Annotated in this window: 28 protein-coding genes and 1 pseudogene; 25 read left to right on the forward strand and 4 right to left on the reverse strand. The window is 70.5% G+C overall.

From position 1 onward, the window contains the following. Window positions 1–378: 378 nt before the first annotated feature. The 8 genes from hemB to AB0878_RS08645 all read left to right on the forward strand — a co-directional run bounded on the left by hemB (window position 379) and on the right by AB0878_RS08645 (window position 6,835). Window positions 379–1,350 carry a porphobilinogen synthase gene (hemB, locus tag AB0878_RS08610; protein ID WP_366577835.1) on the forward strand — a complete coding sequence of 324 codons (972 nt, stop codon included), beginning with the start codon at window positions 379–381 and terminating at the stop codon, window positions 1,348–1,350. 25 nt (window positions 1,351–1,375) lie between these two features. After that, window positions 1,376–2,056, forward strand: a complete 681-nt coding sequence (locus tag AB0878_RS08615; RefSeq protein WP_366577837.1) for a hypothetical protein — start codon at window positions 1,376–1,378, stop codon at window positions 2,054–2,056. After that, window positions 2,056–2,499, forward strand: coding sequence for a hypothetical protein (locus tag AB0878_RS08620; protein ID WP_366577839.1), 444 nt, complete (start codon window positions 2,056–2,058; stop codon window positions 2,497–2,499). Before AB0878_RS08615 ends, AB0878_RS08620 begins: the two co-directional genes overlap by 1 nt. Before the next feature lie 32 nt (window positions 2,500–2,531). Then, window positions 2,532–2,867, forward strand: coding sequence for a hypothetical protein (locus AB0878_RS08625; RefSeq protein WP_366577841.1), 336 nt, complete (start codon window positions 2,532–2,534; stop codon window positions 2,865–2,867). Window positions 2,868–2,952: 85 nt separating this feature from the next. Beyond that, window positions 2,953–4,245, forward strand: coding sequence for an HlyD family efflux transporter periplasmic adaptor subunit (locus tag AB0878_RS08630; RefSeq protein WP_366577843.1), 1,293 nt, complete (start codon window positions 2,953–2,955; stop codon window positions 4,243–4,245). Continuing rightward, window positions 4,242–4,946 carry an ABC transporter ATP-binding protein gene (locus tag AB0878_RS08635; RefSeq protein WP_366577844.1) on the forward strand — a complete coding sequence of 235 codons (705 nt, stop codon included), beginning with the start codon at window positions 4,242–4,244 and terminating at the stop codon, window positions 4,944–4,946. Before AB0878_RS08630 ends, AB0878_RS08635 begins: the two co-directional genes overlap by 4 nt. Then, window positions 4,943–6,145, forward strand: coding sequence for an ABC transporter permease (locus AB0878_RS08640; protein WP_366577846.1), 1,203 nt, complete (start codon window positions 4,943–4,945; stop codon window positions 6,143–6,145). Before AB0878_RS08635 ends, AB0878_RS08640 begins: the two co-directional genes overlap by 4 nt. A 12-nt stretch (window positions 6,146–6,157) precedes the next feature. Further along, window positions 6,158–6,835, forward strand: coding sequence for a DUF5666 domain-containing protein (locus tag AB0878_RS08645; RefSeq protein ID WP_366577848.1), 678 nt, complete (start codon window positions 6,158–6,160; stop codon window positions 6,833–6,835). Here the strand turns inward: AB0878_RS08645 and AB0878_RS08650 are convergent. Then, a complete protein-coding gene (locus AB0878_RS08650) occupies window positions 6,832–7,422 on the reverse strand; it encodes a TetR/AcrR family transcriptional regulator (protein WP_366577850.1) in 591 nt (196 codons plus the stop codon). The genes AB0878_RS08645 and AB0878_RS08650 overlap by 4 nt on opposite strands. Window positions 7,423–7,496: 74 nt before the next feature. On the opposite strand from AB0878_RS08650, the gene AB0878_RS08655 reads away from it, so the two are divergent. The 9 genes from AB0878_RS08655 to AB0878_RS08695 all read left to right on the forward strand — a co-directional run bounded on the left by AB0878_RS08655 (window position 7,497) and on the right by AB0878_RS08695 (window position 15,468). Then, window positions 7,497–8,525 (forward strand): hypothetical protein, encoded by a 1,029-nt coding sequence (locus AB0878_RS08655; protein WP_366577852.1) that lies wholly within the window; start codon window positions 7,497–7,499, stop codon window positions 8,523–8,525. A gap of 163 nt (window positions 8,526–8,688) precedes the next feature. Then, window positions 8,689–9,417 carry an FkbM family methyltransferase gene (locus tag AB0878_RS08660; protein WP_366577853.1) on the forward strand — a complete coding sequence of 243 codons (729 nt, stop codon included), beginning with the start codon at window positions 8,689–8,691 and terminating at the stop codon, window positions 9,415–9,417. After that, the gene (locus AB0878_RS08665; protein ID WP_366577855.1) at window positions 9,414–10,226 is read left to right on the forward strand and encodes a hypothetical protein; all 813 of its coding nucleotides are present in this window, start codon (window positions 9,414–9,416) and stop codon (window positions 10,224–10,226) included. Before AB0878_RS08660 ends, AB0878_RS08665 begins: the two co-directional genes overlap by 4 nt. Continuing rightward, complete coding sequence (locus AB0878_RS08670) at window positions 10,223–11,479, forward strand: glycosyltransferase (RefSeq protein WP_366577856.1); 1,257 nt, start codon at window positions 10,223–10,225, stop codon at window positions 11,477–11,479. The genes AB0878_RS08665 and AB0878_RS08670 overlap by 4 nt, the downstream gene beginning before the upstream one ends. Continuing rightward, complete coding sequence (locus tag AB0878_RS08675; protein WP_366577858.1) at window positions 11,469–12,326, forward strand: polysaccharide deacetylase family protein; 858 nt, start codon at window positions 11,469–11,471, stop codon at window positions 12,324–12,326. Before AB0878_RS08670 ends, AB0878_RS08675 begins: the two co-directional genes overlap by 11 nt. Window positions 12,327–12,342: 16 nt before the next feature. Continuing rightward, entirely contained in the window at window positions 12,343–12,960 is a 618-nt protein-coding gene (locus tag AB0878_RS08680; protein ID WP_366577859.1) for a DUF1796 family putative cysteine peptidase, read from the forward strand. Then, window positions 12,957–13,934: an ATP-binding cassette domain-containing protein gene (locus AB0878_RS08685; RefSeq protein ID WP_366577861.1), complete on the forward strand. Its 978-nt coding sequence runs from the start codon at window positions 12,957–12,959 to the stop codon at window positions 13,932–13,934. The genes AB0878_RS08680 and AB0878_RS08685 overlap by 4 nt, the downstream gene beginning before the upstream one ends. Beyond that, a complete protein-coding gene (locus tag AB0878_RS08690; protein ID WP_366577863.1) occupies window positions 13,931–14,686 on the forward strand; it encodes an ABC-2 family transporter protein in 756 nt (251 codons plus the stop codon). The genes AB0878_RS08685 and AB0878_RS08690 overlap by 4 nt, the downstream gene beginning before the upstream one ends. After that, complete coding sequence (locus AB0878_RS08695; protein WP_366577865.1) at window positions 14,683–15,468, forward strand: ABC-2 family transporter protein; 786 nt, start codon at window positions 14,683–14,685, stop codon at window positions 15,466–15,468. Before AB0878_RS08690 ends, AB0878_RS08695 begins: the two co-directional genes overlap by 4 nt. 593 nt (window positions 15,469–16,061) lie before the next feature. Here the strand turns inward: AB0878_RS08695 and AB0878_RS08700 are convergent. Next, window positions 16,062–16,364, reverse strand: a complete 303-nt coding sequence (locus tag AB0878_RS08700; protein ID WP_366577867.1) for an antibiotic biosynthesis monooxygenase — start codon at window positions 16,362–16,364, stop codon at window positions 16,062–16,064. A gap of 163 nt (window positions 16,365–16,527) precedes the next feature. Continuing rightward, window positions 16,528–17,319: pseudogene (locus tag AB0878_RS08705) on the reverse strand (AraC family transcriptional regulator); the annotation flags it as partial. A 280-nt stretch (window positions 17,320–17,599) separates the two neighbouring features. Here AB0878_RS08705 and AB0878_RS08710 point away from each other — a divergent pair. Next, on the forward strand, window positions 17,600–18,148 hold the full coding sequence (locus tag AB0878_RS08710; RefSeq protein WP_366577869.1) for a dihydrofolate reductase family protein: 549 nt from the start codon (window positions 17,600–17,602) through the stop codon (window positions 18,146–18,148). Here the strand turns inward: AB0878_RS08710 and AB0878_RS08715 are convergent. Then, complete coding sequence (locus AB0878_RS08715; RefSeq protein WP_366577871.1) at window positions 18,141–18,629, reverse strand: TspO/MBR family protein; 489 nt, start codon at window positions 18,627–18,629, stop codon at window positions 18,141–18,143. The genes AB0878_RS08710 and AB0878_RS08715 overlap by 8 nt on opposite strands. 231 nt (window positions 18,630–18,860) lie before the next feature. Between AB0878_RS08715 and hemL the strand changes: the two genes are divergently transcribed. The 7 genes from hemL (at window position 18,861) to AB0878_RS08750 (ending at window position 26,345) form a co-directional block, all read left to right on the forward strand. Further along, window positions 18,861–20,165: a glutamate-1-semialdehyde 2,1-aminomutase gene (hemL, locus tag AB0878_RS08720; protein ID WP_366577873.1), complete on the forward strand. Its 1,305-nt coding sequence runs from the start codon at window positions 18,861–18,863 to the stop codon at window positions 20,163–20,165. Further along, window positions 20,162–20,788, forward strand: a complete 627-nt coding sequence (locus AB0878_RS08725; protein ID WP_220245956.1) for a histidine phosphatase family protein — start codon at window positions 20,162–20,164, stop codon at window positions 20,786–20,788. Before hemL ends, AB0878_RS08725 begins: the two co-directional genes overlap by 4 nt. Further along, a complete protein-coding gene (locus AB0878_RS08730) occupies window positions 20,785–21,363 on the forward strand; it encodes a TlpA disulfide reductase family protein (RefSeq protein WP_366577875.1) in 579 nt (192 codons plus the stop codon). The genes AB0878_RS08725 and AB0878_RS08730 overlap by 4 nt, the downstream gene beginning before the upstream one ends. A gap of 157 nt (window positions 21,364–21,520) precedes the next feature. Beyond that, window positions 21,521–22,294: a cytochrome c biogenesis CcdA family protein gene (locus tag AB0878_RS08735; protein ID WP_220245958.1), complete on the forward strand. Its 774-nt coding sequence runs from the start codon at window positions 21,521–21,523 to the stop codon at window positions 22,292–22,294. After that, window positions 22,291–23,895 (forward strand): cytochrome c biogenesis protein ResB, encoded by a 1,605-nt coding sequence (locus tag AB0878_RS08740; RefSeq protein WP_366577877.1) that lies wholly within the window; start codon window positions 22,291–22,293, stop codon window positions 23,893–23,895. Before AB0878_RS08735 ends, AB0878_RS08740 begins: the two co-directional genes overlap by 4 nt. A gap of 3 nt (window positions 23,896–23,898) precedes the next feature. Beyond that, window positions 23,899–24,876: a c-type cytochrome biogenesis protein CcsB gene (gene ccsB / locus AB0878_RS08745; protein WP_366577879.1), complete on the forward strand. Its 978-nt coding sequence runs from the start codon at window positions 23,899–23,901 to the stop codon at window positions 24,874–24,876. A gap of 89 nt (window positions 24,877–24,965) precedes the next feature. Further along, the gene (locus AB0878_RS08750; protein ID WP_366577881.1) at window positions 24,966–26,345 is read left to right on the forward strand and encodes an AAA family ATPase; all 1,380 of its coding nucleotides are present in this window, start codon (window positions 24,966–24,968) and stop codon (window positions 26,343–26,345) included. Window positions 26,346–26,435 lie beyond the last annotated feature (90 nt).

Consider the following 26,435-nt stretch of genomic DNA (forward strand, 5'->3'; position numbering starts at 1 on the left):
CATAGTTGTCCGGATGGCGCGGCTGAACGCGGATGTCCCCGGCGAACTGGCTGAACGGGTCGGCGCAGCTGGACCGAAAGCGAGCGTTCCGGTCCAGATGGGCCGCCACACATCGCATCGGCGGGCGATTGACAGCTGGCTCGACGCCCTGCCGTCTCCTTGCGGCGCCGTTTTACCCGCCGCAGTACTCAGCGTGGTCGACGCGGTCCGGGCCGAGGCGGGTGATGAGCGTTTGGCTGAGCCGCGAGGCGGAAATCGTCGAGGCTCGCGAAAGCCGTCCCTTTCCGCGCCCGACATTTTCCGGACACCTTGTCAGAACGTGGTTTTTCCCGAGGGCAGCCGAATTGCCCCCCGAGCAGCGGGAGTACCGTGGACGGCGTGTTCCCTGAGCATCGACCCCGCAGGCTCCGTACCACGCCGGCCATGCGCAGGCTGGTCGGTGAAACGACGCTTCGCCCGCGTCAGCTGATTCTGCCCATGTTCGTGGCCGAGGGGATTGACGCGCCGCGGCCGATTTCGAGCATGCCGGGGGTTGTGCAGCACACCCGGGACACGTTGCGGAAGGCCGCGGTCGACGCGGTGAACGCGGGTGTCGGTGGGCTGATGCTGTTCGGCGTGCCGGAGACGCGGGACGCCGAGGGATCGGGTGCCGTCGACGAGAACGGGATCCTCAACGTCGCGCTGCGGGACTTGCGCCAGGAGCTCGGGGACGCGACCGTGCTGATGGCCGACACGTGCCTCGACGAGTTCACCGACCACGGCCACTGCGGCGTGCTCGACGCGGACGGCGCAGTGGACAACGACGCGACCCTGCGCGTGTACGCGGAAATGGCCGTGGCGCAGGCGGAAGCGGGCGCGCACGTGCTCGGGCCGAGCGGCATGATGGACGGCCAGGTCGGCGTGATCCGCCGCGCGCTCGACGAGGTGGGCCACAGCGACAAGGCCATCCTCGCCTACTCGGCCAAGTACGCCAGCGCGTTCTACGGCCCGTTCCGCGAGGCCGTCGACTCGCAGCTCAAGGGCGACCGCAAGACCTACCAGCAGGACCTGGGCAACGCGCGCGAAGCGTTGCGCGAGATCGAGCTGGACCTCGGCGAGGGCGCCGACATGATCATGGTCAAGCCGGCACTGTCCTATTTGGACGTCATCAAGGCGGCGGCGGACATCTCGCCGGTTCCGGTGGCGGCGTACAACATCTCCGGCGAGTACGCGATGGTCGAGGCCGCCGCGGCCAACGGCTGGCTCGAGCGCGAGCGCACGATCCTGGAGGTGCTCACGTCAATCCGCCGCGCGGGCGCCGACCTGATCCTCACGTACTGGGCCACCGAAGCCGCCGCCTGGCTCGACTGAGCCCGCACTGGGCTAGAGTCCACGAGTGGCCGAGAAGGACGACAACACCGCCGAACCCGCGGGGCTGACCAGCGAGAACCTCGCGAAGCCGGAGCCCGCGCCGAACGAAGCCGAACAGGCCGAGCAGGCAGGGCCCGCCCCGCAGGTCGAGCAGCCCGAGCAGGTCAAGCACGTCGAGGAGCAGGCGAAAGAGCTCCCGACCGGCTTCCCCAAGGCGCCGCCCGTCGCGTCGTCCCCGGGGTACCTGCAGAACGACGCGGAGCCGTCGAAGGAGCAGGCCCCGGGCCCGGTCAAGGCCGCGTTCATCCTCACGATCGCCGCGTCCGTGGTGCTGCTGATCGGCCAGGTCGTCACGATCTTCTTCAAGCAGCAGCTCGTCGACCAGGCCGTGAAGGCGACGCCGGCCGGCCGCAAGCTCGACATGGCGCAGCTCGATTCCAACGCCACCACGCTCGTGTGGGCGCTGTTCGTCGGCGCGCTCTGCTTCAGCATCATCATGGTGCTGTTCGCCTACAAGGCCCGCGAGGGCACGCGTTCGGCCCGGACCGTGGTCACGATGCTGGCGCTGCTGGGGCTGGTGTTCCAGCTCGGGCTCGTGCGCAGCGTGTTCTCGGTGGTGTCGTCGCTGCTGCTGGTGATCCTGGTGGTGCTGCTGTACCTGCCGAGCACCAGGGACTTCTTCCCCAAGGTCGGCAAGCAGCTGTAATGGACCGCACGCTCTACTCCGAACCCGGCGTCGGCTGGCGCTCGCTGGCCTGGGGGCCGCTGTTCGCGGTGCTCGGCGCGGTGGCGGAGCTGGCGACGGGCGGACCGGTGCACTGGATCCCGTGGCTGCTGATCGCGGTCGCGCTCTGCGGGCTCACGATCCCGTGGGTTTACGCGCGCAGGCGGTTCCTCTCGCTGGAGGTGACCACGCAGCAGCTGCGCCAGGGCCGCGAAAGCGTCGAGGCGAAGCGGATCGCGGACGTCACCGACGTCGGCACCCCCGTCGGCGCGCGCGTGCTCGGCGGAGGCTGGAGCGTGCCGAACAAGTACGACGAGCTGCCCGTGAAGCTCGACGACGGCACGGTCGTGCTCGCGTGGGCCCGGGACGTCGAGGCCCTCAAGGCGGCGCTCACCCGGCTGGTCGAGGCGAACGAGACGAAATGACGCAGGGCGAGAAACCTGAGAGGCTTGATCCCGTGATCGACCTTCCCCAGCCGACCGGCGCCGATCTGTGGCCCGGCGATTCGGCCAAGCCGGCGCGGCTCAACCAGCCGTGGCGCGCGTTCGTGGCGCTCGGCGAGCTCGTCGTGGCCGCGTTGGCGCTGTGGCTGGCGTTCGTGCTGTGGCACGCGGGTGTCGTCACGGTCGTCACCACCGCCGGCGACGGCGCCCAGCTGGCGTCGCAGCGGTACTTCGGCGGGCACATCGCGGGGGCGCTCGCGCTCGGCGCGCTGTGCGCTGTGCTCGTGGTGGACGCGGTTCGTCAGCTGCTGCTCGCGGTGAGTGCGCGGCACCGCCGGAAGAAGCGCTGACTCCGCAACTCGAGGCGCCACATCCACAGCTGGCCCACAGGGAACCAACAGCTGACTGCTAAGCAGCGCCACCAGTCTTGCGGCCATGACGCGGCTGCGTACCCGGACATGGGTCATCAACGGGGTGCTGGTCGTACTGCTCGGCGGTGCGGCTTTCGGGATCTACCAAGCATTCACGCCGGCGGGCAACACCGCCCAGGCACAGACCCGCACCACCCCGGTGCGCCGTGGCGACGTGACCGAAACGGTCTCCGCCGCGGGCACCCTCTCGAGCGGCTACACCGGCGCCGCCAACTTCACGACCTCCGGCAAGGTCACGAGCATCGACGTGAAGGTCGGCGACGTGGTGAGCGCGGGGCAGAAGCTCGCCACGATCGACTCGACGCAGGCCGAGAAACAGCTTCAGGTCGCCAAGGACAACCTCGCCGTGGCGGAGGACAACCTCGCCACCGGTGAGGACACTCCGACCACCACGTCGGGCTCCGGCGCCGGGCAGGGCCAAGGCCAGCAGCAGAGCCAGGAGTCCGTGACCTCGCTGCAGGCCAAAGTGGACCAGGCGCAGCTCGACGTCGACACGGCCCAGTCGGCCGTCGACGCCACCGTGCTCACCGCTCCCGGCGCCGGCACCGTGACGGCGATCAACGGCACCGTCGGGCAGCAGGCCGGCAGCGGCGGGTCGGGGAGCACGGCGAGCAGCGGCGGTTCCGGCGGCAACGGCGGGAACGGTGGCAACAGCCAAGGTTCGTCCGCGAGCTCGTCGAGCAGCTCGTCGTCCGGTGGGTTCGTCCAGATCACCGACATGACCAACCTGCTCGTGGACACCTCCGTCGCCGAGATCGACGTGAGCAAGGTGAAGGCGGGCCAGAAGGCCACCGTCACGCTCAACGCCTCGCCCGACCAGCCGATCCAGGCGTCCGTCTCGAAGGTCGACCTCACGCCCACGACCAGCGGCAACGTCGTCTCCTACGGTGCGCAGCTCACGCTCACCAACCCGCCGTCGGGGCTGCGGCCCGGGCAGTCGGCGAGCGTCGTGATCACCGTGGCCGAGGCCGACAACGTGCTGAGCGTGCCGGCGGCCGCCGTCACCACGGCGGGCACCACGAACGTCGTCACGATCCAGGAGAACGGCCGGAACGTGCCGCAGCAGGTGGAGATCGGCGTGCGCGGCGAGTCCACTGTGGAGATCAAGTCCGGCTTGACCGAAGGCGAGAACGTGGTGCTCACGGCCGCGTCGCCGACCACAGCCACGGGCGGCGCGGGCCAGCGCGGCGCCGGCGCCGGTGGGTTCGGCGGCTTCGGCGGCACGGGCGGTACCGGTGGCGCCGGCGGCGGCTTCCGCGGTGGCCAGGGTGGCTTCGGTGGCGGGGGACGCGGATGAAACCCGTGATCGCGGTCTCCGGACTGCGCAAGACCTACGGCGCCGGCGAGACGGCCGTCCACGCGCTGCGCGGGGTCGACCTCGTCGTGCGGCCGGGGGAGTACGTGGCCATCATGGGCGCGTCCGGCTCCGGCAAGTCGACGCTGCTGAACATGCTGGGCTGCCTCGACGTGCCGACTTCGGGCAAATACCTGCTCGACGGGTTCAGCGTCGCGGACCTCAACGAACGCCAGCTCGCCTTGCTGCGCAACCGGAAGATCGGGTTCATCTTCCAGTCGTTCAACCTCGTGCCGCGTACGAGTTCGTTGTCCAATGTGGAACTTCCGCTCGTCTACAGTGGACTTCGCCGGGCCGCGCGGCGGGAACGGGCACTGGCGGCACTGGAAATGGTGGGGCTCACCGAGCGCGCCAAGCACCTGCCGAGTGAGCTGTCCGGCGGCCAGCAGCAGCGCGTCGCCGTCGCGCGGGCCCTGGTGACCGGACCGGCGTTGCTGCTCGCCGACGAGCCCACCGGCAACCTCGACCGCGCCAGCACCGAAGACGTGCTCGGTGTGTTCGACCGGCTCAACGCCTTGGGCCGCACGATCGTCGTGATCACGCACGAGGACGAGGTCGCCGAGCACGCGCACCGCGTCGTGCGCGTCAGCGACGGCCGGATCGTGAGCGACGAGCTCAACCGCAGCGTCGGAGTGGTCGCGTGAACGTGTTCGAGGTGCTGCGCTTCGCCGTGCGCGGCCTCACCGCCAACAAGCTGCGCTCGACGCTCACCACGCTCGGCATCACCATCGGTGTCGCGTCGGTGATCCTGCTGGTTGCAGTGGGCAACGGGGCTTCGGCCGCGATCGCCGCCAGCATCCAGGGCCTGGGTACGGACGTGGTCAACGTGTCGCCGTCGCGCGGCGGCGGGCAGGGCAGCGAGGCGCGGCCGTTGACCGTGCAGGACGCCCACGCCCTCGTCGACCCGGTCGGCGCGCCCGACGTGAAGGCCGCGTCGCCGGTGGTGAACACCAGCGCGACGGCCACCTACGGGCAGACGTCGTACGACATCTCGACGGTCGCGGGCACCGAGCCAGCCTACTTCACCACGACCAACCGCCAGATCGCCGACGGCGCGCTGTTCACCACCGAGGACGTGACGCAGGCGCGCAAGGTCGTGGTCCTCGGCCCGACCACGGCCCAGGCGCTGTTCGGCACCGCGGAGCCGGTGGGCAAGAACGTGCTGCTCAACAGCATCCAATTCACCGTGGTGGGCGTGCTGCAGGCCAAGGGCAGCACGGGGCTGCAGAACGCGGACGACGTCGCCATCGCCCCGATCAGCGCGGTGCAGAACTCGCTCGCGGGTTACGGCAACCTGAGCCAGATCGCGGTGCAGGCCACCTCGGCCGACTCCGTGTCGCTCGCGCAGGCCGAGATCACGGCGATCCTCAACGCGCGCCACGGCATCCGCCTCGGCGGCACCCCCGACTACCAGATCCAGAACTCGGAGCAACTGCTGGCGACGCGCACGTCGGCCACGCAGACGTTCACCGTGCTGCTGGGCGCCGTCGCCGCGATTTCCCTCCTGGTGGGCGGGATCGGCGTCACGAACATCATGCTGGTGACCGTGACCGAGCGGATCCGCGAGATCGGCATCCGCAAGGCGATCGGCGCGCCGCGCTCGGCGATCCTCGGCCAGTTCCTCGCGGAGGCGACGATGCTGAGCCTGTTCGGCGGGTTCCTCGGCGTGGTGATCGGCGTGGTCGGCAGCCAGTTCAGCTTCGCGGGCATCACCCCGGTGGTGGTGCCGTCGTCGATCGTGCTGGCCTTCGCGGTGTCGGCGCTGATCGGTCTCTTCTTCGGCAGTTTCCCGGCGAACCGGGCCTCGCGCCTGCGCCCGATCGACGCCCTCCGGCACGAGTAGGAGCCTTCGCACATGTCTTCGTCCACCCAGTCGCCCGGGTTGGGAAACCCCGTCCCCGACGAGCCGACGACCGAGTTCCCACCGGTGACGGCGCCGTTGGCGGCTTCTCCTTCGCCTTCGCCGGAAGAGATCGTGGCTTCTCCGGCGGTCGACGGTGATCTGAACCAGGAGATGAAGCGGGTCGCCAAGCCGTTCGGCAAACCGACGTTCGTGCTGGCCGGCCTGCTGGTCATCGCCCTGTCCTTCGCCGGCGGCGCTTGGACGCACGCGGCTTTCGGCTCCGGTTCCGGCGGCGGCGGTGCCGCGGCTGCCCGCACCGGCGGCCAGCAGAGCGGCGCCCGCGGCGGCTTCGGCGGCCGCGGCACCGGCACGGGTACGGGTACGGGGACCGGGGCGGGCACCGGCGCCGCCCAGCAGGGCCAGGGCTCCGGCGGTTTCACCGGCGCCCGCGGCGGCGCGGGCCGCGGCACCGTCGGCACGGTCGAAAAGGTCGACGGCACCACCGTCACCCTGAAAACCCTGCAGGGCACCGACGTCACCGTGTCCACTTCGGACTCGACCACCGTCGGCCTCACCCAGCCCGGCAAGCTGTCGGACCTCAAACCCGGCGCGACCGTGACGGTCCAGGGCCGCCCCGGCTCCGACGGCACCGTCGCCGCGCAGGCGATCGTGCAGCAGCCCGCGCGTTAACGCTCGGCGGCGTCGAGGGCCGGCACCAACGGGGCCAGCGACGTCCGCAGCAAGTCCGGCAGGGAACCCGAAACCACGACAAAACCCGAGGTCACGGGCTGGGCCCACTGTTCGAGTGCGATCCGCACCGCGGCGGCGACCGCGGCGGCCAGCACACGGGCGGTGGGCCCGTCCGGTACCCGCTCGGCCAGCGCGGAAGTCAGCGGCGGTTCGAGCGCCGTCGCGGAGCGCGCGTACGCGGTGCGCAATGCGGGGCTTGTCGTGATGAGCAGCAGTGCTTCGCGGGCGTTCTCGTCGGGCTCGGTGTACTGCGAAACAACGGCCTCCACCACCGCGTCTGCCAAGCCGGCCGGAGAAGCACGGACGGCGGCCGCGACCCGCGCTTCGCGGTCGCTGGTCACGGCGAAGACGATCGCGTCCTCGCGGCTCGCGAAGTAGTTGTTGTAGGTCCGCGGTGAGACCCCGGCGGCTTCCGCGATGTCGTCGACCCGCACGTTCTCCGCGCCGCGCTCGACTGCCAGCCGCAACGCGGCGGAGCTCAACGCCGTGCGGGTGGCTTGCTTCTTGCGTTCACGCAGACCGGTCACCGGTCCAGTAAAGCCGAAAACCTGCGGATCAGCAATCTTGCGCGCACGCAATATTGCGAGCTAGCCTCGCCGCCATGAGAGCCAACGGCATTGCCTACGACACCGGATTCCTCAGCAACGGAGCCACTTCCTGGGACGACTTCGACGCGGACGTCGTCCGGCGCGAGCTCACGATCATCCGCGACGACCTGCACTGCACCGCCGTCCAGCTCGTCGGCGGCGTCCCCGAGCGGCTGGAGATCGCCGGCCGGCTCGCGGCCGAGCTGGGGCTGGAGGTGTGGTTCTCGTCGTACCCGCTGGACCTGACCGTCGACGAGCTGCACGCGCTCTTCGCCGACTGCGCCGAACGCGCCGAGCGGATCCGCCGCACCGGGGCGGAGGTCGTGTTCGTCGCCGGAGCCGAGCTGTCCGTGATGGTCCAGGGCTTCGCCGACGGCGCCACGCTGGAGCAGCGCCTCGGCTGGCTGCTCGGCGACCCGGCCGACCGGCCCGCGCGCCTGGCGAAGGCGAGTGAACGCCTCGGCGACTTCTTCCGCGAAGCCGTGCCGGCGATCCGCAAGATCTTCGGCGGCAAGGTCACCTACGCGGCCATCCAGTTCGAGCGCGTCGACTGGGACCTGTTCGACTTCACAACGCTGGAGCTCATCCGCTCGGCCGCCGTCGCCGACGTGTTCCGCGAAGGCGTGCGGACGTTGACGCGCCAGGACAAACCCGTGGTCATCACGGGGTTCGGCACGGCCACCTGGCGCGGCGCCGGTGACGTCGCGCCGCGCAGCATGGAGATCGTCGAGAACGACGAGCACGGCCGGCCGGTCCGGCTGAACGACGTCTACGAACGCGACGAACCCGGCCAGGCCCAGTACTTGACCGAACTGCTGGAGATCTTCGAGGAAGAAGGCGTGGACAGCGCGTTCGTCTACCTCTTCGCCCTGCGCACGCACCCGCACCGCCCCGACGGCGACCCGCGCGACGACCTCGACCTCGCGGGCGGCGGCATCGTCAAGGTGTTCGAGGACCGCACCGGCACGACGTACCCCGGCCTGCCGTGGGAGCCCAAGGCGGCTTTCCACGCTGTCGCCGAGCGTTACCGCATCCAGGACTAGGTACCCGGCCGGGTGCCGCCCTAACCGGTGGTACCCGGTTCCGTGTCCGATCGTGCACCCATCGGACCCCTGACGGTGGTAATTCCCTTAGTCTTCCTTGCTCGCGGCGCGTCCCGCGTGGATCACTGGAGAGAGGCCGGTGTCGCACGACGGGAGCGCTCCAGTGAATTTCCGGGTCCAGGAAGGGAAAATTCGGACAGCCAGCACGGTCGCGGAACTCGACGCGCTGTTCCTCGACCGGATTTCCCTGCTGCAGCCCAGAATTTTCGTCGAAGCCGGCGCGTTCGAGGCCGAGACTTCGCTGAGGGTCGCCGAAGCGGTGCCGGAGTGCACGGTGGTGGCGTTCGAGGCGAATCCCTACGTGCACCGGAAGTTCACTGCTGCCACGGACTTCGCGGCGCGTGGTGTGGACTACCGCCACCAGGCGCTGGCGAGCGAACCCGGCGAGGTCACCTTCCTGGTGATCACCGACAGCGCCAGCCTGGCCGACGACCGCGTCGAGGGCTACAACTCCCTCCTGCGCCGCAGAGGCGACGACTGGCTCGGCGACGTCGAGTATGAAGAGGTCACCGTCGCGGCGACGACGCTCGACCGCGAATTCGCCGCCGCACCAGGGCCGTTCGCGTTGTGGATGGACGTCGAAGGCGCCACGGAACAAGTCCTCAGCGGCGCGGGAACCTTCCTCGACCGGTGCGACCTGCTCAAGATCGAGGTCGAGGAAACCCCGTTCTGGCAGGACCAATGGCTGGCCGCCGACGTCGTGGAGAAGCTCCGCCAGCACGGCCTCGAACCGTTCGCCCGAGACACGCAGACCGAAGACCAGTACAACGTCCTCTTCGCCAGGAAGCGCTTTCTGCCTGCAGACCTCGAACCGGTGAAGGGACTCGCATGACGTTCGCCCGTCGCCTTCTCGACCTCGAATCCCGCCTCGACTCGCGAAACCTCGACTGGTACGTCGACAACCTCGACAACCCCGTCATGGACTACTGGCAGGTCGAGCGCCCTGGCCGGCTCATGCGCGACGCCGAGACCGGCGCCCCCGTGACCGACCGCATCACCATCGCCGAGTTCCTCCGCCGCACCGGCACGGCCGAGCTGTTCGAGCGCTCCGCCGGCATCACCGCCGTGCAGGCCGCCGTGATCAACCCGTGGGGGTTCGTCGGGTTCCAGTTCGGCGAAGGCCTGCTCATCGACCTGCAGTACTACCGCCCGGTGCGCGAAGCCGTGGTCCTCGACGGCGAGGAGGTCAAACTCCCGTCGTACTACGCGCCCGCCCTGGCGGAACGCACCTGGCGCGGTGGCACCACCAGCCACGTCCACCTCGACGAGGGCACCGGGCACTGGCGCATCGGCACCGACGTCAACGAGTGGCGCGGCACGTTCACCGGCCGCGACGGCATCCACTCGCTCGCCGACCTGCGCGACCACGACCGTCAGCTCGCGGTGTTGCGCCGGGCGCTGCGGCACAACGCGAGCATCCTCGACCGCCACTTCGCCAAATCCGGCGGTGACCTGTGGTCGTCGAGCGACCCGTCGCCGGCGTCGCTGCTCGGCGCCGCACACCTCTGCGGTCCGTACGGCGTGCTCGCCTACCTCGAGAGCGGGCAGAGCCGCAGCGACGAGGCCGGCACCTCCATCACCGCGTACCTGGACGCGTTCGCCGACGTCGAGCTCACGCCGGACGATCTCGGCCCGTCATGACGGTCGTGTTCTGGGTGCTGACCCTGTTGTCCGTCTGGTCGTCCGGGCAAGGTTTCGTGCTGCTCGCGCTCGCACGCAAACCCGTGCCACCACCGCCGAGCGGGCCGCGCCGGCGGGTGTCCGTGCTCGTGCCGTGCTTCAACGAGGCCAAGGTGCTGCGCAAGACGATCGACGCCATCCTCGCCTCGCGCGGCGTCGAGCTGGACCACGTGATCTGCGTCGACGACGGCTCCACCGACGCCACCCGCGCGGTGATGCGGGAAGCAGTGGCGCACTACGGCGACGTGATCCTCGTGCTCGGCCAGCGCAACCTCGGCAAAGCGGCCGCGCTGAACCACGGTCTGACCGCCGTGACCACGGAGTTCTTCGTCTCCGTCGACGCCGACACGCAGGTGCTGCCCGACACCCTCGCCCGCCTGCTCGGCCACTTCGCCGACCCGCGCGTGGCCGCCGTGTCCGGGCAGATGATCGTCGGCAACCGCCGGCCGGCGCAGGATTTCGTGTACGCCGCGCAGGTGCACGAGTACGAGACCGCGAACAACATCGAGCGCCGCGCCTTCTCGCGGATGCGGCGGATCACCGTGATCCCCGGCGCGATCGGCGCGTTCCGGCGGCGGGCCGTCGCCGCGGTCGGTGGGTACCCCGAGGGCACGCTGGCCGAAGACGCGCACCTCACGCTCGCGTTGCTGCTCGCCGGCCAGCGCACGGTGCACGAGGCTTCCGCGGCCGTGCTCACGGAGGCGCCGGACACGATGGCGAGCCTGCGCCGCCAGCGCGTGCGCTGGGCCACCGGGAAAACGCAGGTGCTGCTGAGGATCGCGTGGCCGGCGCTGCGGCGCGGCGGCATCGCGGCGATGCTGTGGTTGTACCTGCTGTGGAACAACTCCGTCCTGCCGCTGGTGTCCGTGCCGAGCGCGGTGCTGCTGCCGCTGTCGGCCGTGGTGCTGCTTCTGCGGGGCGACGACCTGCCCGAGGTGGTGGCGGTGGCCGTGCTCACGATCGTGGTCAACTACGGCTACTTCGTCGTGTCACGGAGGTTCGCGCGGTCCCTCGACGCGGCGGGCCGGGCGGCGGCGGGACTGGTGGCCGCGCGCACCAGCTTTCGGTCCACTGTGGTCATTCCGGTCGTGGGTTCGTGGGCGACGTGGATCGCCTGGGCCCGGATCGTGACCGGCCGGCGCGGCGCGTGGGACAAGCTCGACCGCAGCGGTGACGTGCAGGTGCAGCCGGTGGGAGTGTTCGATGCCGACTAAACGCGTGGCCTTCACCTTCGACGACACCCCGCACGACCCGGGCGTCTTCTTCACCCCCGACGAACGCACGGCCGCCCTCGTCGAGCAGCTTCCCGAACAGGCCGGGTTCTTCGTCGTGGTCGGCGATTTCCAGCAGCCGCGCGGCGTCGGCGGCGAGGCCCGGATCAACGCCTACACCGCGGCCGGCCACGTGCTCGGCAGTCACAGCTACAGCCACCTACGGCTGGCGGACACGTCGGTCGCCGATTACCTCGCCGACCTCGACCGCGCCGCCGAGTGGTTCGAAGGCCGCGAAGGCGCCCGGCCGTGGTTCCGCTTCCCGTTCCTGGACGAGGGCGACGACGACCCGGCCAAGCGCGCCGCCGTCCGGAAAGCGTTGGCGCGACGGGGATTGCGCAACGCCTACGTCACCGTGCTCACCCTCGACTGGTACCTCGACGCCCTCGTCGCCGAGACCGTCCGCGCGGGCCGCGCGTACGACCGCGAAGCCCTGCGGGACCTCTACGTCGAGTCCCTCCTGGCGCCGGCGGAGTTCTACGACCAGCTCGCCGTCGCCGCCACCGGCCGCTCACCCGCCCACGTGGTGCTGCTGCACGAAAACGACCTCAACACCCTCTTCATCGCCGACGCCGCCCGCGCCTTCCGGGAGGCCGGCTGGGAGATCGTGCCGATCGACGAGGCCTACCGCGACCCCATCGCCGAGCTCGACCCCGAAGGCTGGTGCGGCTCCGGCCGCGTGAGCGCGTTGGCCTTGGACAGCAAGAAGATCCGCCCCGGCGGTCTCGACTTCGAAGCGCTCGAACCGCCCGTGCTGCAGCGGGAGTTCGCCCGCCGCGTGGCCCGGTAGTTCAGGAAGGAGAACCGTGTTCGACCTGTGTGTGGGGCTCGGCCAGCACTGCGAGTCCACCTACCAGATCCGCCGCATCACCGGCCAGGAGTCCGCGCACTTCTTCGACTGGCTCGAAATCGACCTGGTTTTCGTGCAGCAAGCCCTCGACACCGACTTCCGGGGCCTGCTCAAACCCGGCCGCATGGCGCTGACCACCGACGGCGAAGGCGCCATCGACCTCGACGCCGGCATCGAGTTCTACCACGAGTTCCACGCCAAGCCGGACGCGAAGCTCACGCTCGAAGACGTCGAAGAACAGCTTCCCGCTGTCCGCGAGAAGCTGGCGTTCCTCGCCCGGCGCTGGCGGGAGCTCGTCGCCTCACCGCAGCGCGTGCTGTACGTCCGCCAGGACGCCAACGGTGTCGAGACCGCCGCCGACCTCGAACGGCTCCAGACCACCCTGCGCGAGCGCTACCCCGGCCACGACTTCGCCCTCCTCTGGCTGCGCCGCACCACTCCCGAGGACCTCGACAAGCTTCCGCCCGGCATCGCGTACCGCGAGATCCCGCTGCTCGAAGGCCGTTGGCAGGGCGACGACGCCGCGTGGGACGAGCTGTTCGCGACGCTGCCGTACGACGAACTGTGGCCGTGAGCGCCGTCGTCGTCGACGGCCTGTCGATGACCTACCGCGTCCCGGTGCGGGAGGCGGGGCTGAAGGCCGCGTTCCGCTCGCTGGTGCACCGGCGTTACCGGGAGGTCGAGGCCGTGCGCGACCTGTCGTTCGAGGTCCCGGCCGGTGAAGTCGTCGGCCTGCTCGGGCCCAACGGTGCCGGCAAGACCACCGCGATGAAGCTCATGTCCGGCCTGCTGCACCCCACGGCCGGGTCCGTCGAGGTGCTCGGCTTCACGCCGTGGCAGCGCCGCACGCCGTTCCTCAAGCAGATCGCGCTCGTGCGCGGCAGCCAGCCCACGGGCGGCGCGCAGGAGCTGACCGTGCTGGATTCCCTGCAGTACCAACGCGTTCTCTACGACATCCCGGAAGCCGGCTACCACGCCGGGCTCGACGAGCTGGCCGAGCTGCTGGAGCTCGGCCCGCTGCTGCACCGGCAGCTGCGCGCGCTCAGCCTCGGCGAGAAGATGCGCGCGGGCCTGGCGCTTTCCCTGCTCTACCGGCCGAAAGTGCTCTTCCTCGACGAGCCGACGCTCGGCCTCGACGTGTCCGCCGCCGCGGCCATCCGCCGGTTCCTCGCCGCCTACGCCACGCAGACCGGCGCCACGATCGTGCTCACCAGCCACTACATGGCCGACGTGGAGTCGTTGTGCCGCAGGCTGATCCTCGTCGACCACGGCCGCGTGCAGTACGACGGTCCGCGCGAAGAGCTGGCCGCGCGGCTCTCGCCGTACAAGCTGCTGCGCATCAGCGCGCCCGCGGCGGTGAAGGAGGACTTCGACGGGGTCGCCGAGGTCGTGGCCACCAGCGGGGTGTCGTGGGACCTGCGCGTGCCGCGGGTTGACGTCGCCCGTGTGACGTCGCAGCTGCTGACCTCGCTCGACGTCGTGGACCTGGCGGTGGAGGAGCCGTCGCTGGAGACGGTGCTGGACCGCGCGTACCGGGAGGGCGTGTGAGGGCGGCCCGGCTGCTCGCGCTGGCGGTGCGCCACCAGTTCCTGGAGTGGGCGGGCACGTGGTGGTTCACCGCGTCGCTGGTCGTGAACTACGCGATCGGGCCGCTGATCGGGCTCGTCGTGTGGTCCGCCGTGCTCCCGGGCGACGCGCGGATCGTGCGGTACTTCGTCGCGTTGGTGGCCGTGCACCTGCTCACGGCTTCGTTCGAGGACTACACCTTCGCCGAGTCGGTGTACGACGGGAAGATCAGCGCCCGCCTGCTGGAACCCCAGCCCGTGGTGCTCGGACCGGCGGGGGAGAACCTCGCGATCCGGCTTTGGCTGGCGCTGTTCGGGCTGCCGTTGACGGTGGTGGTCGCCCTCGTCACCGGTGCGTCCTACCGCTGGCCGGACGTGCTGCTCGCGCTGCCGTCGCTCGTGCTGGCCGCGGTGCTGCGGTTCCTGTGGACCTGGCTGCTGGCGCTGGCGGCGTTCTGGACCGAACGCGTGCACGCGATCGTCGCGCTGGGCAACATCCTCGTGTTCCTGCTCGGTGGCATCGCCGCGCCGCTGGCCGATCTGCCCGCGTCCTGGCGGACCGTGGCGTCGCTGCTGCCGTTCCACGCCATGCTCGGGCTGCCCGCCGACATCGCCTCCGGGACGCTGCCGGCGTCGGGCGTGGCGCTGCAGGCCGGCTGGTGCGTGGTCTTCGCGGTGGCCGCCGTGGTCGTCTGGCGCTCCGGCGTACGCCGCTACACGGCGGTGGGCGCGTGAAGCTGCTTCGGTTGTTCGCGACGAGTTTCTCGTTGTCCCTGCGCCAGGCGCTGGCGTTCCGGGCGAACCTCGTGTTCGACGCGGTGCTGTCGGTCGTCGCGCTGGCCTCGACGATCGCCACGGTGCTGGTCATCTTCTCCCGCACCACCACCCTCGCCGGCTGGACGCGACCCGAGGTGCTGGTGCTCATCGGCACGTTCGAGCTGCTCAGCGGCGTGAAGACGACGTTCGTCGACCCGAACCTCGCCGGCTTCCCGACGCGCGGCGTGCGCGAGGGCCGCCTCGACCACCACCTGCTGCAGCCGGCGCCCAGCATGTTCCTCGTCAGCTTCGCCACCGCCGCGCCGCTCGCCGGCGTGCAGATCCTGCTGGGCCTCGGCGTGGTCTTCGCCGGCGCGGCCGAGCTGCCGCGGTTCCCTGGCGCCGGCGCGTTCTCGGTGTGGACTGTGCTCGTGGGGGCCGCGACCGTGACGACATGGGCGGTCGGGATGATCTTCGCCAGCCTCGCGTTCTGGGCGCCGAAACTCGACCTGCACAGCCTCTTCGGCAACGTCTGGCAGCTCGCCCGCTATCCCGCCGACATCTACGCCCGCCCCCTGCGGCGCGTGTTCACCTACGTCCTGCCGCTCGCGGTGGTCGCCTCCGCCCCGGCCCGCGTCCTCGCCCGCCCGGTCGACGCACTGCTCGTGCTCGGCGCGCTGGTCACCACCGCCGCCGCGGTCCTCGTCGCGATGTTCGTGTGGCGCACGGGCCTGCGCCGCTACACGGGCGCGAGCAGTTAGGCGGGTTCGCGGGGGCGTCCAGCGCCGCGAGCGCGGCCGAGTTGCGCCAGGAACGGGGGCTGGCCGACGACGAGCTGCGGGTCACGGTGGTCAGCGCCGGTGACGACACGGTCATCCGGCCGCGGCTCCACGAAGCCGATCCGGACCGCATGCGGGTGCCGCTGGATCGGGTGCTCGGGCCGATCGGCGTCCGCCGGGTTGCCGGCAGCCGCGTTTGCCGGGCGTCTCTTCGACATCGACACTCTGGCCGGCGCGGCCACGCTCGACGCTCATCTGCGTCGCGTTCCGGACCGCGCAACCGAGGCCGGTCGGTTCACCGCGGTGGTCGTCGTCGGCCGAAGTCCGCGGCCTCGTTGCGCATTCCGGCCGGGTGGGTACGTGGAGCGGCTGGGCCGGCTCCGTTGCTGCTCCTAACTTCGTCGTCATGACCGGTCCACGCTGGACCGGTGGTGACACGGTGGTCACCGCGCAGAACGGATAGAGGAAGCGATGACACTCACCAGCAATGCCGCTGAGTCCTCGGAACCGCGGGTCGGGGGTGTCGCGGAAGCTGTCGATCACGGCCGAAGTCGCCGTCTCCCAAGAGAAATCCATCAGGCGACGCCCCGGTCGGTGCTTTCGAAGTGGCGAACCTCGGGCTCGTCGGCGAAGAAACCCGCGACCTGTTCGGCGAACCGCTTGCCCCCATCGCTCGCGGGGAAGACCATCAGATGGTCTTCGAGCCGCTCCCAGCCGACGTGGAGCAGGTACGTCGAGCGGTGCTCCGCGTCGCGGAAGAGTTCCACGCTCGTGCAGCCCTGCGCTTGCGCGAGAAGGGGTTTGGCCGCGCGGAACGCCTCTTCGAAGTCGTTCTCGCGCCTGCCGGCGATCCGCAGGTAGGCCTGCTCCACCACCATCGTCACTCCATTCCGTCCGGCGGGCTCCTGGCACCCGCGCGCGTCGACGGTAGGACGGCCGCCGGTCGTGGCGTGCCCTGATCGCGACGGCGCAGGACGGATCGCGAAACCCTTTGCCGGGAAGGAACAGCGGCCTGGTCTGCCGCGCGTCGCGCAGCGTGGCCGACGGTGTCTCGCCGAACTGCTCGCGGTAGGCGCGGGAGAAGCGCCCGAGGTTCGAGAACCCCCAGCGGTTGGCGACATCGCTCACGGAACCCGCGTTCTCCCGTAGGTCTTGCCGCGCGCGCTCGAGGCGGACGCGCCTGAGGTAGGCCATCGGGGTGATGCCGAGGTGTTCCTGGAAGCCCTGCTGCACTCGCCGGCCGCTGACGCCGTCGACGACCATGGACTCGAGGTGATCGCGGTGCCGCTCCGAGCGGTGGACCAGGCTTTCCCGATCGGCCAGCTCGGACAGCAGCAGCTTCACCGTGGACAACCAGCTTCGCGCGGCGCCCGACGTGAGGGAGAAATCGAGATCGAACCGGACGGAGGTGCCCACCGGGAGACCGAGCAGGCCCTCCAGTTCCGCTTCGAGAGCGCGGGTGGAGATCTTGACGCAGATCTGTTTGGCGTCGGCCGCCCAGCGCGGGAGGTACGTGTGCTCCGACGGGGTGAACACCGCGGCGTGCCCCGGCGTCGCGATCATCCCGCGCGGCCCGCAGTGCGACTCGACGGCGCCGAAAGTGGGGATGTTGACGTGGTAGGCGCCCAGGGCGCCCGGGTCGACGCTGGTTTCGGTTCCGAAGCAGACGTACCCGACGGTGAGGTGCCGGAGCTCCGCCGCGCTGAGGCGGGAGCTGGGGAGCACCGGGCGGCGCGTTCCCGGACTTCGACCTTCGCGGGGTAGAAGACGCTGTTCAGGTTCTCGCGGAAGACCTCGAACCGAGTCGCCCGGCACAGCTGGCGCAGACTCCACCGCCCCGGGTCGTCACCGTCGACTCGCGGGGCCGGGTCGGTCCTCGTCACCGTGTGGTCCATCGGCGCGCTCCTTTGCGCTGGTCGTCGGCCGCCACTCGCCGGCCGGCACCTCTCCGGGAGGTCGATACTCGCTGGTCATCGGCCGGAGCAGGCATTCGCCATCGCAAGTCAGGCACAGGGCGCCGCTGTCCTCGTCACGCGGCGTCCGGCCGGAAAGCGAAACCCGCGCTTCGCAAACCGGACCCCGGGCCGGTCGTTCCCGCGTACGATTCCGGCGCATGGTCGCACTCGTGCTGAAGATGTCGGTCTCGCTCGACGGCTACGCCGCGCCGGCCGACGGGCGCGTGGACTGGTTCGCCGCGGGCCGCTCCGAGGACGGGGCCGCGGCGAACGTCGAGACGCTGAGCGGCGCCGGTGCGCACCTCATGGGCGCCACCATGTACACGCAGGTGGCCGGCTTCTGGCCGACCGCGACCGGGCCGTTTGCCCAGCCGATGAACGACATCCCCAAGATCGTCTTCTCGAACTCGCTCACCACCGCCGACTGGCCCGAGACGACGATCGTCACCGGCGATCTCGCCGAGGCCGTCACGCGGCTCAAGCAGGAGGAGCGCGACGGTTACCTGCTCGCCCACGGCGGCGTCCGGTTCGCCCGGTCCCTGATCGAGACCGGCCTGATCGACGAGTACCGCCTCGTCGTCCACCCGGTCGTGCTGGGCGCCGGTGAGCGGCTCTTCACGAAGCCGCTCACCCTCGAACCGGTGCGCACCACTGCGTTCAGCCGCGGCACCGTCGCCCACGTCTTCACGGCGGCGGCCGCTAGTTGAGGTTCTCGTTCAGCGCGATGATCGCCACGTTCAGCGCGGTCGCGTAGACGATCCAGAGGAAGTACGGCAGCAGCAGCACCGCGGCCAGGTGCGAGCGGCGGTAGAACAAACCGATCGTCATCAGCGTGGTGAAGCCGAGCAGGATGATGTCCACGCAGGCCAGCCGCGTGGAGCCGCCCGCGAAGAACAGCGGCGTCCAGAGCAGGTTGAACAGCAGGCTGACGCCGTACATGGCGAAGCCCTGCGTCTCGCCGTCCGTGCGCCAGTAGACCCAGCCGGCGAACGCGAGCAGCACGTACAGGAGTGTCCACACAGGACCGAACAGCTTCGCCGGCGGCGCCCAGTCCGGCAGCACGAGCCGCGCGTATGTCTCGGGCGCCGACGTGGCGGCGAGCGACCCCACGACGGCGACCACGGCGACCAGCACGAAGAACACCACGAGCACGACCCAGGGGTTGCGCCTGTGCGTGGGCGTGGTCACGTTGCCCTCCCCGTTCACGGCGGCCCGGCGGCACCTGGCTGAACCGCCCGTGATCGGCAGGTTACCAATCCGACCAAAGGCAGGCGGGCACCAAACGGACGTTTCCCCGGTTCGCAACCGTCCCCGCCGTGACCGTGGTCGGATTGGTAACGAGCAGCACAGTGGAGCACCGCGGCCCACGCGCGCGACGTCGGCCACCGGCTGGGCTCGGGGATTTGCAAGACTGGACGGGTGAGCACTGGCACCGAGCAGTCCAAGGTTTGGTTCGAACGCGCGAAGGCGGCCGTCCCGGGCGGGGTGAACTCGCCGGTGCGGGCGTTCAACTCGGTCGGCGGCACCCCGCGGTTCATGGTCCGCGGCGAAGGCCCCCACCTGTGGGACGCCGACGGCAACCGCTACGTCGACCTCGTCTCGTCCTGGGGTCCGATGATCCTCGGGCACGCCCACCCGCAGGTGGTCGAGGCCGCGCGCGCGGCCGCCACGAGCGGGCTCTCGTTCGGCACGCCGACGATCGGCGAGGTCGAGCTGGCCGAGGAGATCATCGGTCGCGTCGAGCCCGTCGAGCAGGTGCGCCTGGTCAACTCCGGCACCGAGGCGACGATGAGCGCGATCCGCCTCGCCCGCGGGTTCACCGGCCGGGCGAAGATCGTGAAGTTCGCCGGCTGTTACCACGGTCACGTCGACGCGCTGCTGGCCCAGGCCGGCTCCGGCGTCGCGACACTCGGGCTGCCGACCTCGCCCGGCGTCACCGGCGCGCAGGCCGCGGACACGATCGTCCTGCCGTACAACGACCTCGACGCCGTGCGGAAGTCCTTTGTGGAGAACGAGGGCGAGATCGCCGCGGTGATCACCGAGGCGGCCGCGGGCAACATGGGCGCGATCGCGCCGGATGCCGGGTTCAACGCGGGCCTCGCGGAGATCACCCGCGAGCACGGCGCGCTGCTGATCATGGACGAGGTCATGACCGGCTTCCGCGTCTCGCGCGCCGGCTGGTTCGGCCTCGAAGGCGTGGCCGGTGACCTGTACACGTTCGGCAAGGTCATGTCGGGCGGGCTGCCGGCCGCCGCGTTCGGCGGTCGCGCCGACGTGATGGCGAAGCTCGCGCCGGGTGGTCCCGTCTACCAGGCCGGCACGCTGTCGGGGAACCCCGTCGCCGTCGCCGCGGGCCTCGCGACGCTGCGCGCGGCCGACGACGCCGTGTACGCGGCGCTCGACGCCAACGCGAAGCGGCTCGGCGGGCTCTTCGACGCTGCGCTGACCGAAGCGGGCGTCGCGCACAACGTGCAGTACGCCGGCAACCTCGTGAGCGTCTTCTTCGGTAACGGCGCCGTGCGCGACTACGCGGGCGCGCAGGCCACCGAGACCTGGCGTTTCCCCGCCTTCTTCCATGCACTACTCGACGCCGGCGTGTACGCGCCACCGAGCGCGTACGAGGCGTGGTTCGTGAACGCCGCGATGGACGACGAAGCGTTCGGCGTGATCGAGGCGGCCCTCCCGGCCGCCGCCCGCGCCGCGGCCGAGGCGGTCAAGCCGTGACCACCGTCGTCCACCTCCTGCGCCACGGCGAAGTCCACAATCCCGACAAGATCCTCTACGGCCGCCTGCCGAACTTCCGGCTGTCCGACCGCGGGCAGCGCCAGGCGCTCACCGTCGCGGAAGCCGTGGCGGGCCACGACCTCGCGCACGTCGTCGCGTCGCCGCTGCAGCGCGCCCAGGAGACGGCGGCGCCCATCGCGGCCGCCCACCGCCTCGACATCGCGACAGACGAGGGCCTGATCGAAGCGGGCAACGTCTTCGAAGGCCAGCGCGTGGCCGTCGGCGACGGGGCGCTGCGCCAGCCCAAGGCGTGGCCGCACCTGGTCAACCCGTTCCGCCCGTCGTGGGGCGAGCCGTACGTGGAGATCGCGCACCGGATGCTCGGCGCGGTCTACCGCGCCCGCGAGCAGGCCGAGGGGCGCGAGGCCCTGTGCGTTTCGCACCAGCTGCCGATCTGGACGCTGCGCCGGTTCCTCGAGGCCAAGCGCCTGTGGCACGACCCGCGCAACCGCCAGTGCTCACTGGCCTCGCTGACGTCGCTGGTCTTCGACGGTGAGGCCCTGGTGGACATCGTCTACAGCGAACCCGCGGGCACCACGGACCCGAAGGTGACGGGCGCATGAAACGGGCGCTCGGTGCCTTGCTGGCCGCCGCGCTGCTGGTGGCCGGCTGCTCGACGGGCAAGGACGCCGTCGTCTCCGGCGGCACCTTCACGTTCGTGTCGCCCGGCGGGCAGATCGACATCACCTACCCCCTCGACAAGCGCCAGACGGCCCCGGTGCTGGCCGGCGACGACCTGATGAACGAGGGCAAGCAGCTGTCGCTGAACGACTTCGCGGGCAAGCCCGTGGCGATCAACCTGTGGGGCCAGTGGTGCGGGCCGTGCCGCGCGGAGGCGCCGGAGCTGGAGAAGGCGGCGAAGCAGTTCCAGCCGCTCAACGCGGCGATCGTCGGCCTCGACGTCCGCGACCCGGCCCGCTCGGTCGCCCAGGACTTCGTGCGCGACCGCGCCATCACGTACCCGTCCATCTGGGACCCGTCGGGCCGTGTGCTGCTGCAGCTCCAGGGCTACCCGCGCAACATCATTCCCTCGACGATCATCCTGGACAAACAGCACCGCGTGGCGGCCGTGTTCCTGCGCGACGTCCTCGCGACCGACCTCGTCCCGGTCATGCAGCGGCTGGCGGCCGAGAAGTAGCCTGCCCGCCCGCTCGTCACTTCGGTGATCGGCGCCGCCGGATCCGTCCGGCAGCGCCGGTCACGAGTGGGACCTTGGTCCCGTTCGGGCTGTGGCGTACGTCCTGTGAGCTGCCCCCGCCCGTCTCACGCGAAGCTCACTGCCTACTCTCAAGTGCGTGAACTCCGTGTCCGAGCTGGCGATCTCCGGACCGCTGCTGCTCGCCGCGGGCGTGGCGTTGCTGGCCGGCGCGATCTCGTTCGCGTCGCCCTGCGTGGTGCCGCTCGTGCCCGGGTACCTGGCGTACCTCGCGGCGCTGGTGGGAGCCGACGCGCCGGCGGTGAGCGTCGACGAGGAACGCAAGAAGGGCCGCTACGCCGTGCTGGGCGCGGCGGGTCTGTTTGTGCTCGGGTTCACCGTCGTGTTCGTCGCGACGCTCGGCACGCTCGTCTGGCTCGCGGACACGCTGCTGATCAACCAGGACCTGTTGCAGCGCATCGGCGGGGTGCTCACGATCGCGATGGCGCTCGTGTTCCTCGGCTGGATCCCGGGCCTGCAGCGGGAGGTCCGCTCGCACCGCGTGCCGGGCGGTGGGATCTGGGGCGCGCCGCTGCTGGGTGCGGTGTTCGGGCTCGGCTGGACGCCGTGCATCGGCCCGACGCTCTCGGCCGTCACGAGCCTCGCGAGCGCCACGGGCGGCGCGGCCGCGCGCGGGTACCTGCTGGTGCTCGTCTACTGCCTGGGCCTCGGCCTGCCGTTCCTGCTGATCGCGCTCGGCGCCCGCTGGGCCGTGCGCGCCACCGACTGGCTGCGCCGCAACGGCCGCCGCGTGCAGCTCATCGGCGGTGGGCTGCTGATGGTCGTCGGCATCCTGCTCGTCACCGGACTCTGGGGAGACGTCATGGGCTGGCTCCGCAACTCCGTCGCCTCGAACCTGGTGCTGCCACTGTGACCACCACCGAAGCACCCCCGGCCAGCCCGCAGCGCCCGTACCGGCCGTCGGCCGGCAAGCAGCTGCTCGCCTTCCTGCGCAACACCTGGCGCGGCCTCACGTCGATGCGCACCGCGCTCGTGCTGCTGTTCCTGCTGGCGCTCGCCGCGCTGCCCGGCGCACTGCTGCCGCAGAACCGGCTCAACGCGGCCAAGGTCGACGAATACATCACCAGCCACGGCTGGTGGGGCAGCCTGCTCGACAAGCTGCAGTTCTACGACGTCTACTCCAGCGTCTGGTTCTCGGCGATCTACCTGCTGCTGATGATCTCGCTCGTCGGCTGCCTCACGCCGCGCAGCTGGGACTACGTGCAGCAGATGCGCGCGAAGCCCGTGCTGACGCCGCGCAACCTCGCGCGCATGCCGCACCACCGCATCGTCCGCACCGCGCGCACCCCGGAATCGATCCGCGAAGACGTGCGCAAGCAGCTCTCGGGCTGGCGCAAGATCGAGCGGGACGAAGAAGGTGGCTTCTCCATCTCCGCCGAACGCGGCTACCTGCGTGAGACCGGCAACCTGCTCTTCCACTTCGGCATGCTCGGCCTGATCATCTTCTTCGCCCTCGGCAAGCTCTACAGCTACGAGGGCCAGGTGATCGTGCAGGCCGACGGCAGCCAGTTCTGCAACTCCGGCATCTACAACTACGACTCGTTCGAAGCCGGCCTGCGCATCGACGGCACCGACCTCGACGAGTTCTGCGTGAAGGTCAACGACTTCACCGCGAACTACACGCCCGCCGGCGAGGCGGACTACTACCACTCGAACATCCAGTACCAGTCGGGCGAAGACCTCAAGACCAACACGTGGCGGCCGTACAACCTGCAGGTCAACGACCCGCTGCGCACCGTCGGCGACCGCGTCTACCTGCTGGGCAACGGCTACTCGCCCCAGTTCACCGTGACGTTCCCGAACGGCGAGCAGCGCACGCAGAACACGCAGTGGCGGCCCACCGACACGACCACGATGCTCTCGCAGGGCGCCACCAAGTTCGACCAGCCCGGCATCACCGACGAGATCCAGCGGCGCACCAAGCAGCTCGCGATCACCGGGGTGCTGGCGCCGACGTCGTTCGTCCACGGCGGGATCCTCACCTCCACCGCGCCCGAGCTGAACAACCCGATGGTCGCCGTCGACGTGCTGCGCGGCGACCTCGGCCTCGACGCGGGCCGCGGGCAGTCGGTGTTCGAGGTCGACCAGGACCGCGTGGCCGACGGGCGCCTCAAGCGCGTCGCGCGGCAGAACCTGGCCATCGGCCAGTCGGTGACGCTCGACGACGGCACCAAGGTCCGCTTCGACGGCGTGAACAAGTGGGTGAACCTCCAGATCTCCCACGACCCCACGCAGGTGTACGTGCTCGGCTTCGCGATCGTGATGTTCGCGGGCCTGGGCGGATCGCTGCTGGTCAAGCGGCGGCGGGTGTGGGTGCGGGTGCGCCAGGGTGACGACGGACACGCGGGTACCGTGATCGAGGTCGCCGGGCTGGCGCGCACCGACCAGGCAGGGTACGGCGAAGAGTTCCAGCGGATCAGCGAACGGCTGGTCACGGGCCGGAAAGGCAGCTGAGGCATGCAGATCAACGAGACGTTGTCGCAGTACAGCGACTGGTTCTACACCACGACGGTGGCGATCTACGTCCTCGCGCTCCTGCTCTCGCTGTTCGAGCAGGCCTTCGGCGCGAAGGGCCGCCAGGCCCACGCGCGCAGCGCGCAGAAGTCGCTGGTCGGCGCCGGCGGGCCGGTGATCGAGGACGCCGACACCCCGGCCGAGCCCGAGGCTCCGCGTGAGGTCGGCCGTCCCGAGCGCATCGGCCGCATGGGTGCCTCGCTGCTGGTGCTGGGCGCGCTGCTGCAGCTCACCGCGATCGTGCTGCGCGGCCTCGCCGTGCACCGCGCGCCGTGGGGCAACATGTACGAGTACGGCATGGCAGTCACCTTCATCACGGTGGTCGCGTGGCTGATCGTGATCCGGAAGTTCCCGGTGCGCCACCTCACGGGCTTCCTGCTGCTGCCCGTCGTGATCCTGATGTTCATCAACGGCACGCTGCTCTACACGGTGGCCGCGCCGGTCGTGCCCGCGCTGCAGTCGTACTGGCTCTACATCCACGTGTCGGCCGCGATCATCGGCTCCGGCGTGTTCCTGGTGCCCGGCGTGGCGAGCGTGCTTTACCTCTTCCGCACCGCGTACGACCGCAACCCGGCCAAGTTCTCCGGCTTCGGCCCCAAGCTCCCGGCCGCCGACGTGCTCGACCGCATCGCCTACCGCGCCACGATCGTGGCGTTCCCGATCTTCACCTTCGGCGTGCTGTGCGGCGCGGTGTGGGCCGAGGCCGCATGGGGCCGGTTCTGGGGCTGGGACCCGAAGGAGACCGTCGCCTTCATCGCGTGGGTCGTCTACGCGGCCTACCTGCACTCCCGCGCCACCGCCGGCTGGCGCGGCACGCGGGCAGCGGTGATCAACATCGTCGGGTTCGCGGTGACGATCTTCAACCTGTTCTTCGTCAACCTGGTGACTGCCGGACTCCACTCGTACGCCGGGGTCAACTGACCGGGGGTCCACGCGGTTCGTAACACTCCCCCCGACTACCGTCGATACCTGAGGATCCAGCAGGCGGTGCGATCGGGAGGTTGGCAGCGGTGACCGGACCCAGCGAAGAGGCGGCCACCCGGGCGGAGTCCGGCGGTGTTCCAGGGCAGCCCGAGCAGGCTCAGGCACAGCCCGAGGCGACTCCGGAACCGGCGGCCGAACTGTTCTCCGACGAACGCACGGACTCGACGCCGCACCCGGCCGCGGACGCGTACGAGGCCCAGCCGACCCAGGTCGTGGCCTCGCCCAACCCGAACTCGGGGCCGCACGCCCTGCCGGGTCAGCCCGTCGCACAGGCAGCGCAGCCAGGCCAGCCGGCGCAACCGGGTCAGCCGGTGCAGCCCGGGCAGGTTCCGCCGGGGTACGCGCCGCAGCAGTACGACCAGAACCTCCCGCCGCTGCAGCCGCAGCAGCAGTACCCGCCCGCGGGTTACCCGCAGCAGCAACCGCCGTCGCAGCAGGCGCCTTCGGGCCTGCCGCAGCCCGGCGGCCGCCACTCGACCGTGCCCGACGACCTGACCACTGCGCACCTGGTGAAGCAGGCCAAGCGCACGCCGCAGTCGGGCTGGCGCAAGGCGCTCTACCTGGGCACCGGCAAGCTGCTCAACCCCGGCGAGAGCCCGGCCGACACGCGCCGGCGCGAGCTGATCGCGCGGGTGAACCAGCCGCTGCGCGGGTGCTACAAGATCGCGATGCTCTCGCTCAAGGGCGGCGTCGGCAAGACCACCACCACGACCACGTTGGGCTCGACGTTCGCGTCGCTGCGCGGCGACCGCGTGGTGGCCGTGGACGCGAACCCGGACCGCGGCACGCTGTCTCAGAAGATCGCCATCGAGACCACGGCGACCGTGCGGCACCTGCTGCGCGACGCCGAGAAGATCACCCGCTACAGCGACGTGCGCTCGTACACCTCACAGGGCTCCAGCCGGCTGGAGATCCTCGCCAGTGAGCAGGACCCGGCCGTGTCGGAGGCCTTTTCCGAGACCGACTACCGGCGCACGGTCAACCTGCTGGAGCACTTCTACAACATCGTGCTCACCGACTGCGGCACCGGTTTGATGCACTCGGCGATGAAGGGCGTGCTCGACGTCGCCGACTCGCTGGTGGTCGTCTCGTCGGGCTCGGTCGACGGCGCGCGCAGCGCCTCGGCCACGCTCGACTGGCTCGAGGCCCACGGCTACGGCGACCTGGTGAAGCGCTCGGTCGTGGTCATCAACTCCGTGCGCCCGAAGGGCAGCTCGGTCGACCTCGACAAGCTCTCGGCCCACTTCGGCGCGAAGGTCCGCGCTGTGTGCCGCATCCCGTTCGACGCGCACCTCGAGGAGGGCGCGGAGATCGAGCTGGAACGCCTGGGCGGCGACACGCGCCTGGCCCTGCTGGAACTGGCGGCGACGGTGGCCGACGGCTTCGGGGCTCAGCAGTACCGCTGACCCCGGCTTCGTAAAGCACCCCAATGTGGCGTTCGGTGCGCCCAACGCACCCGAACCCCCAAATGGTGGGGTCCAAGCAAACAATTAGCA

Origin of the sequence: Amycolatopsis sp. NPDC047767 (assembly GCF_040704195.1) — a bacterium.
Taxonomy (GTDB): Bacteria; Actinomycetota; Actinomycetes; order Mycobacteriales; family Pseudonocardiaceae; genus Amycolatopsis.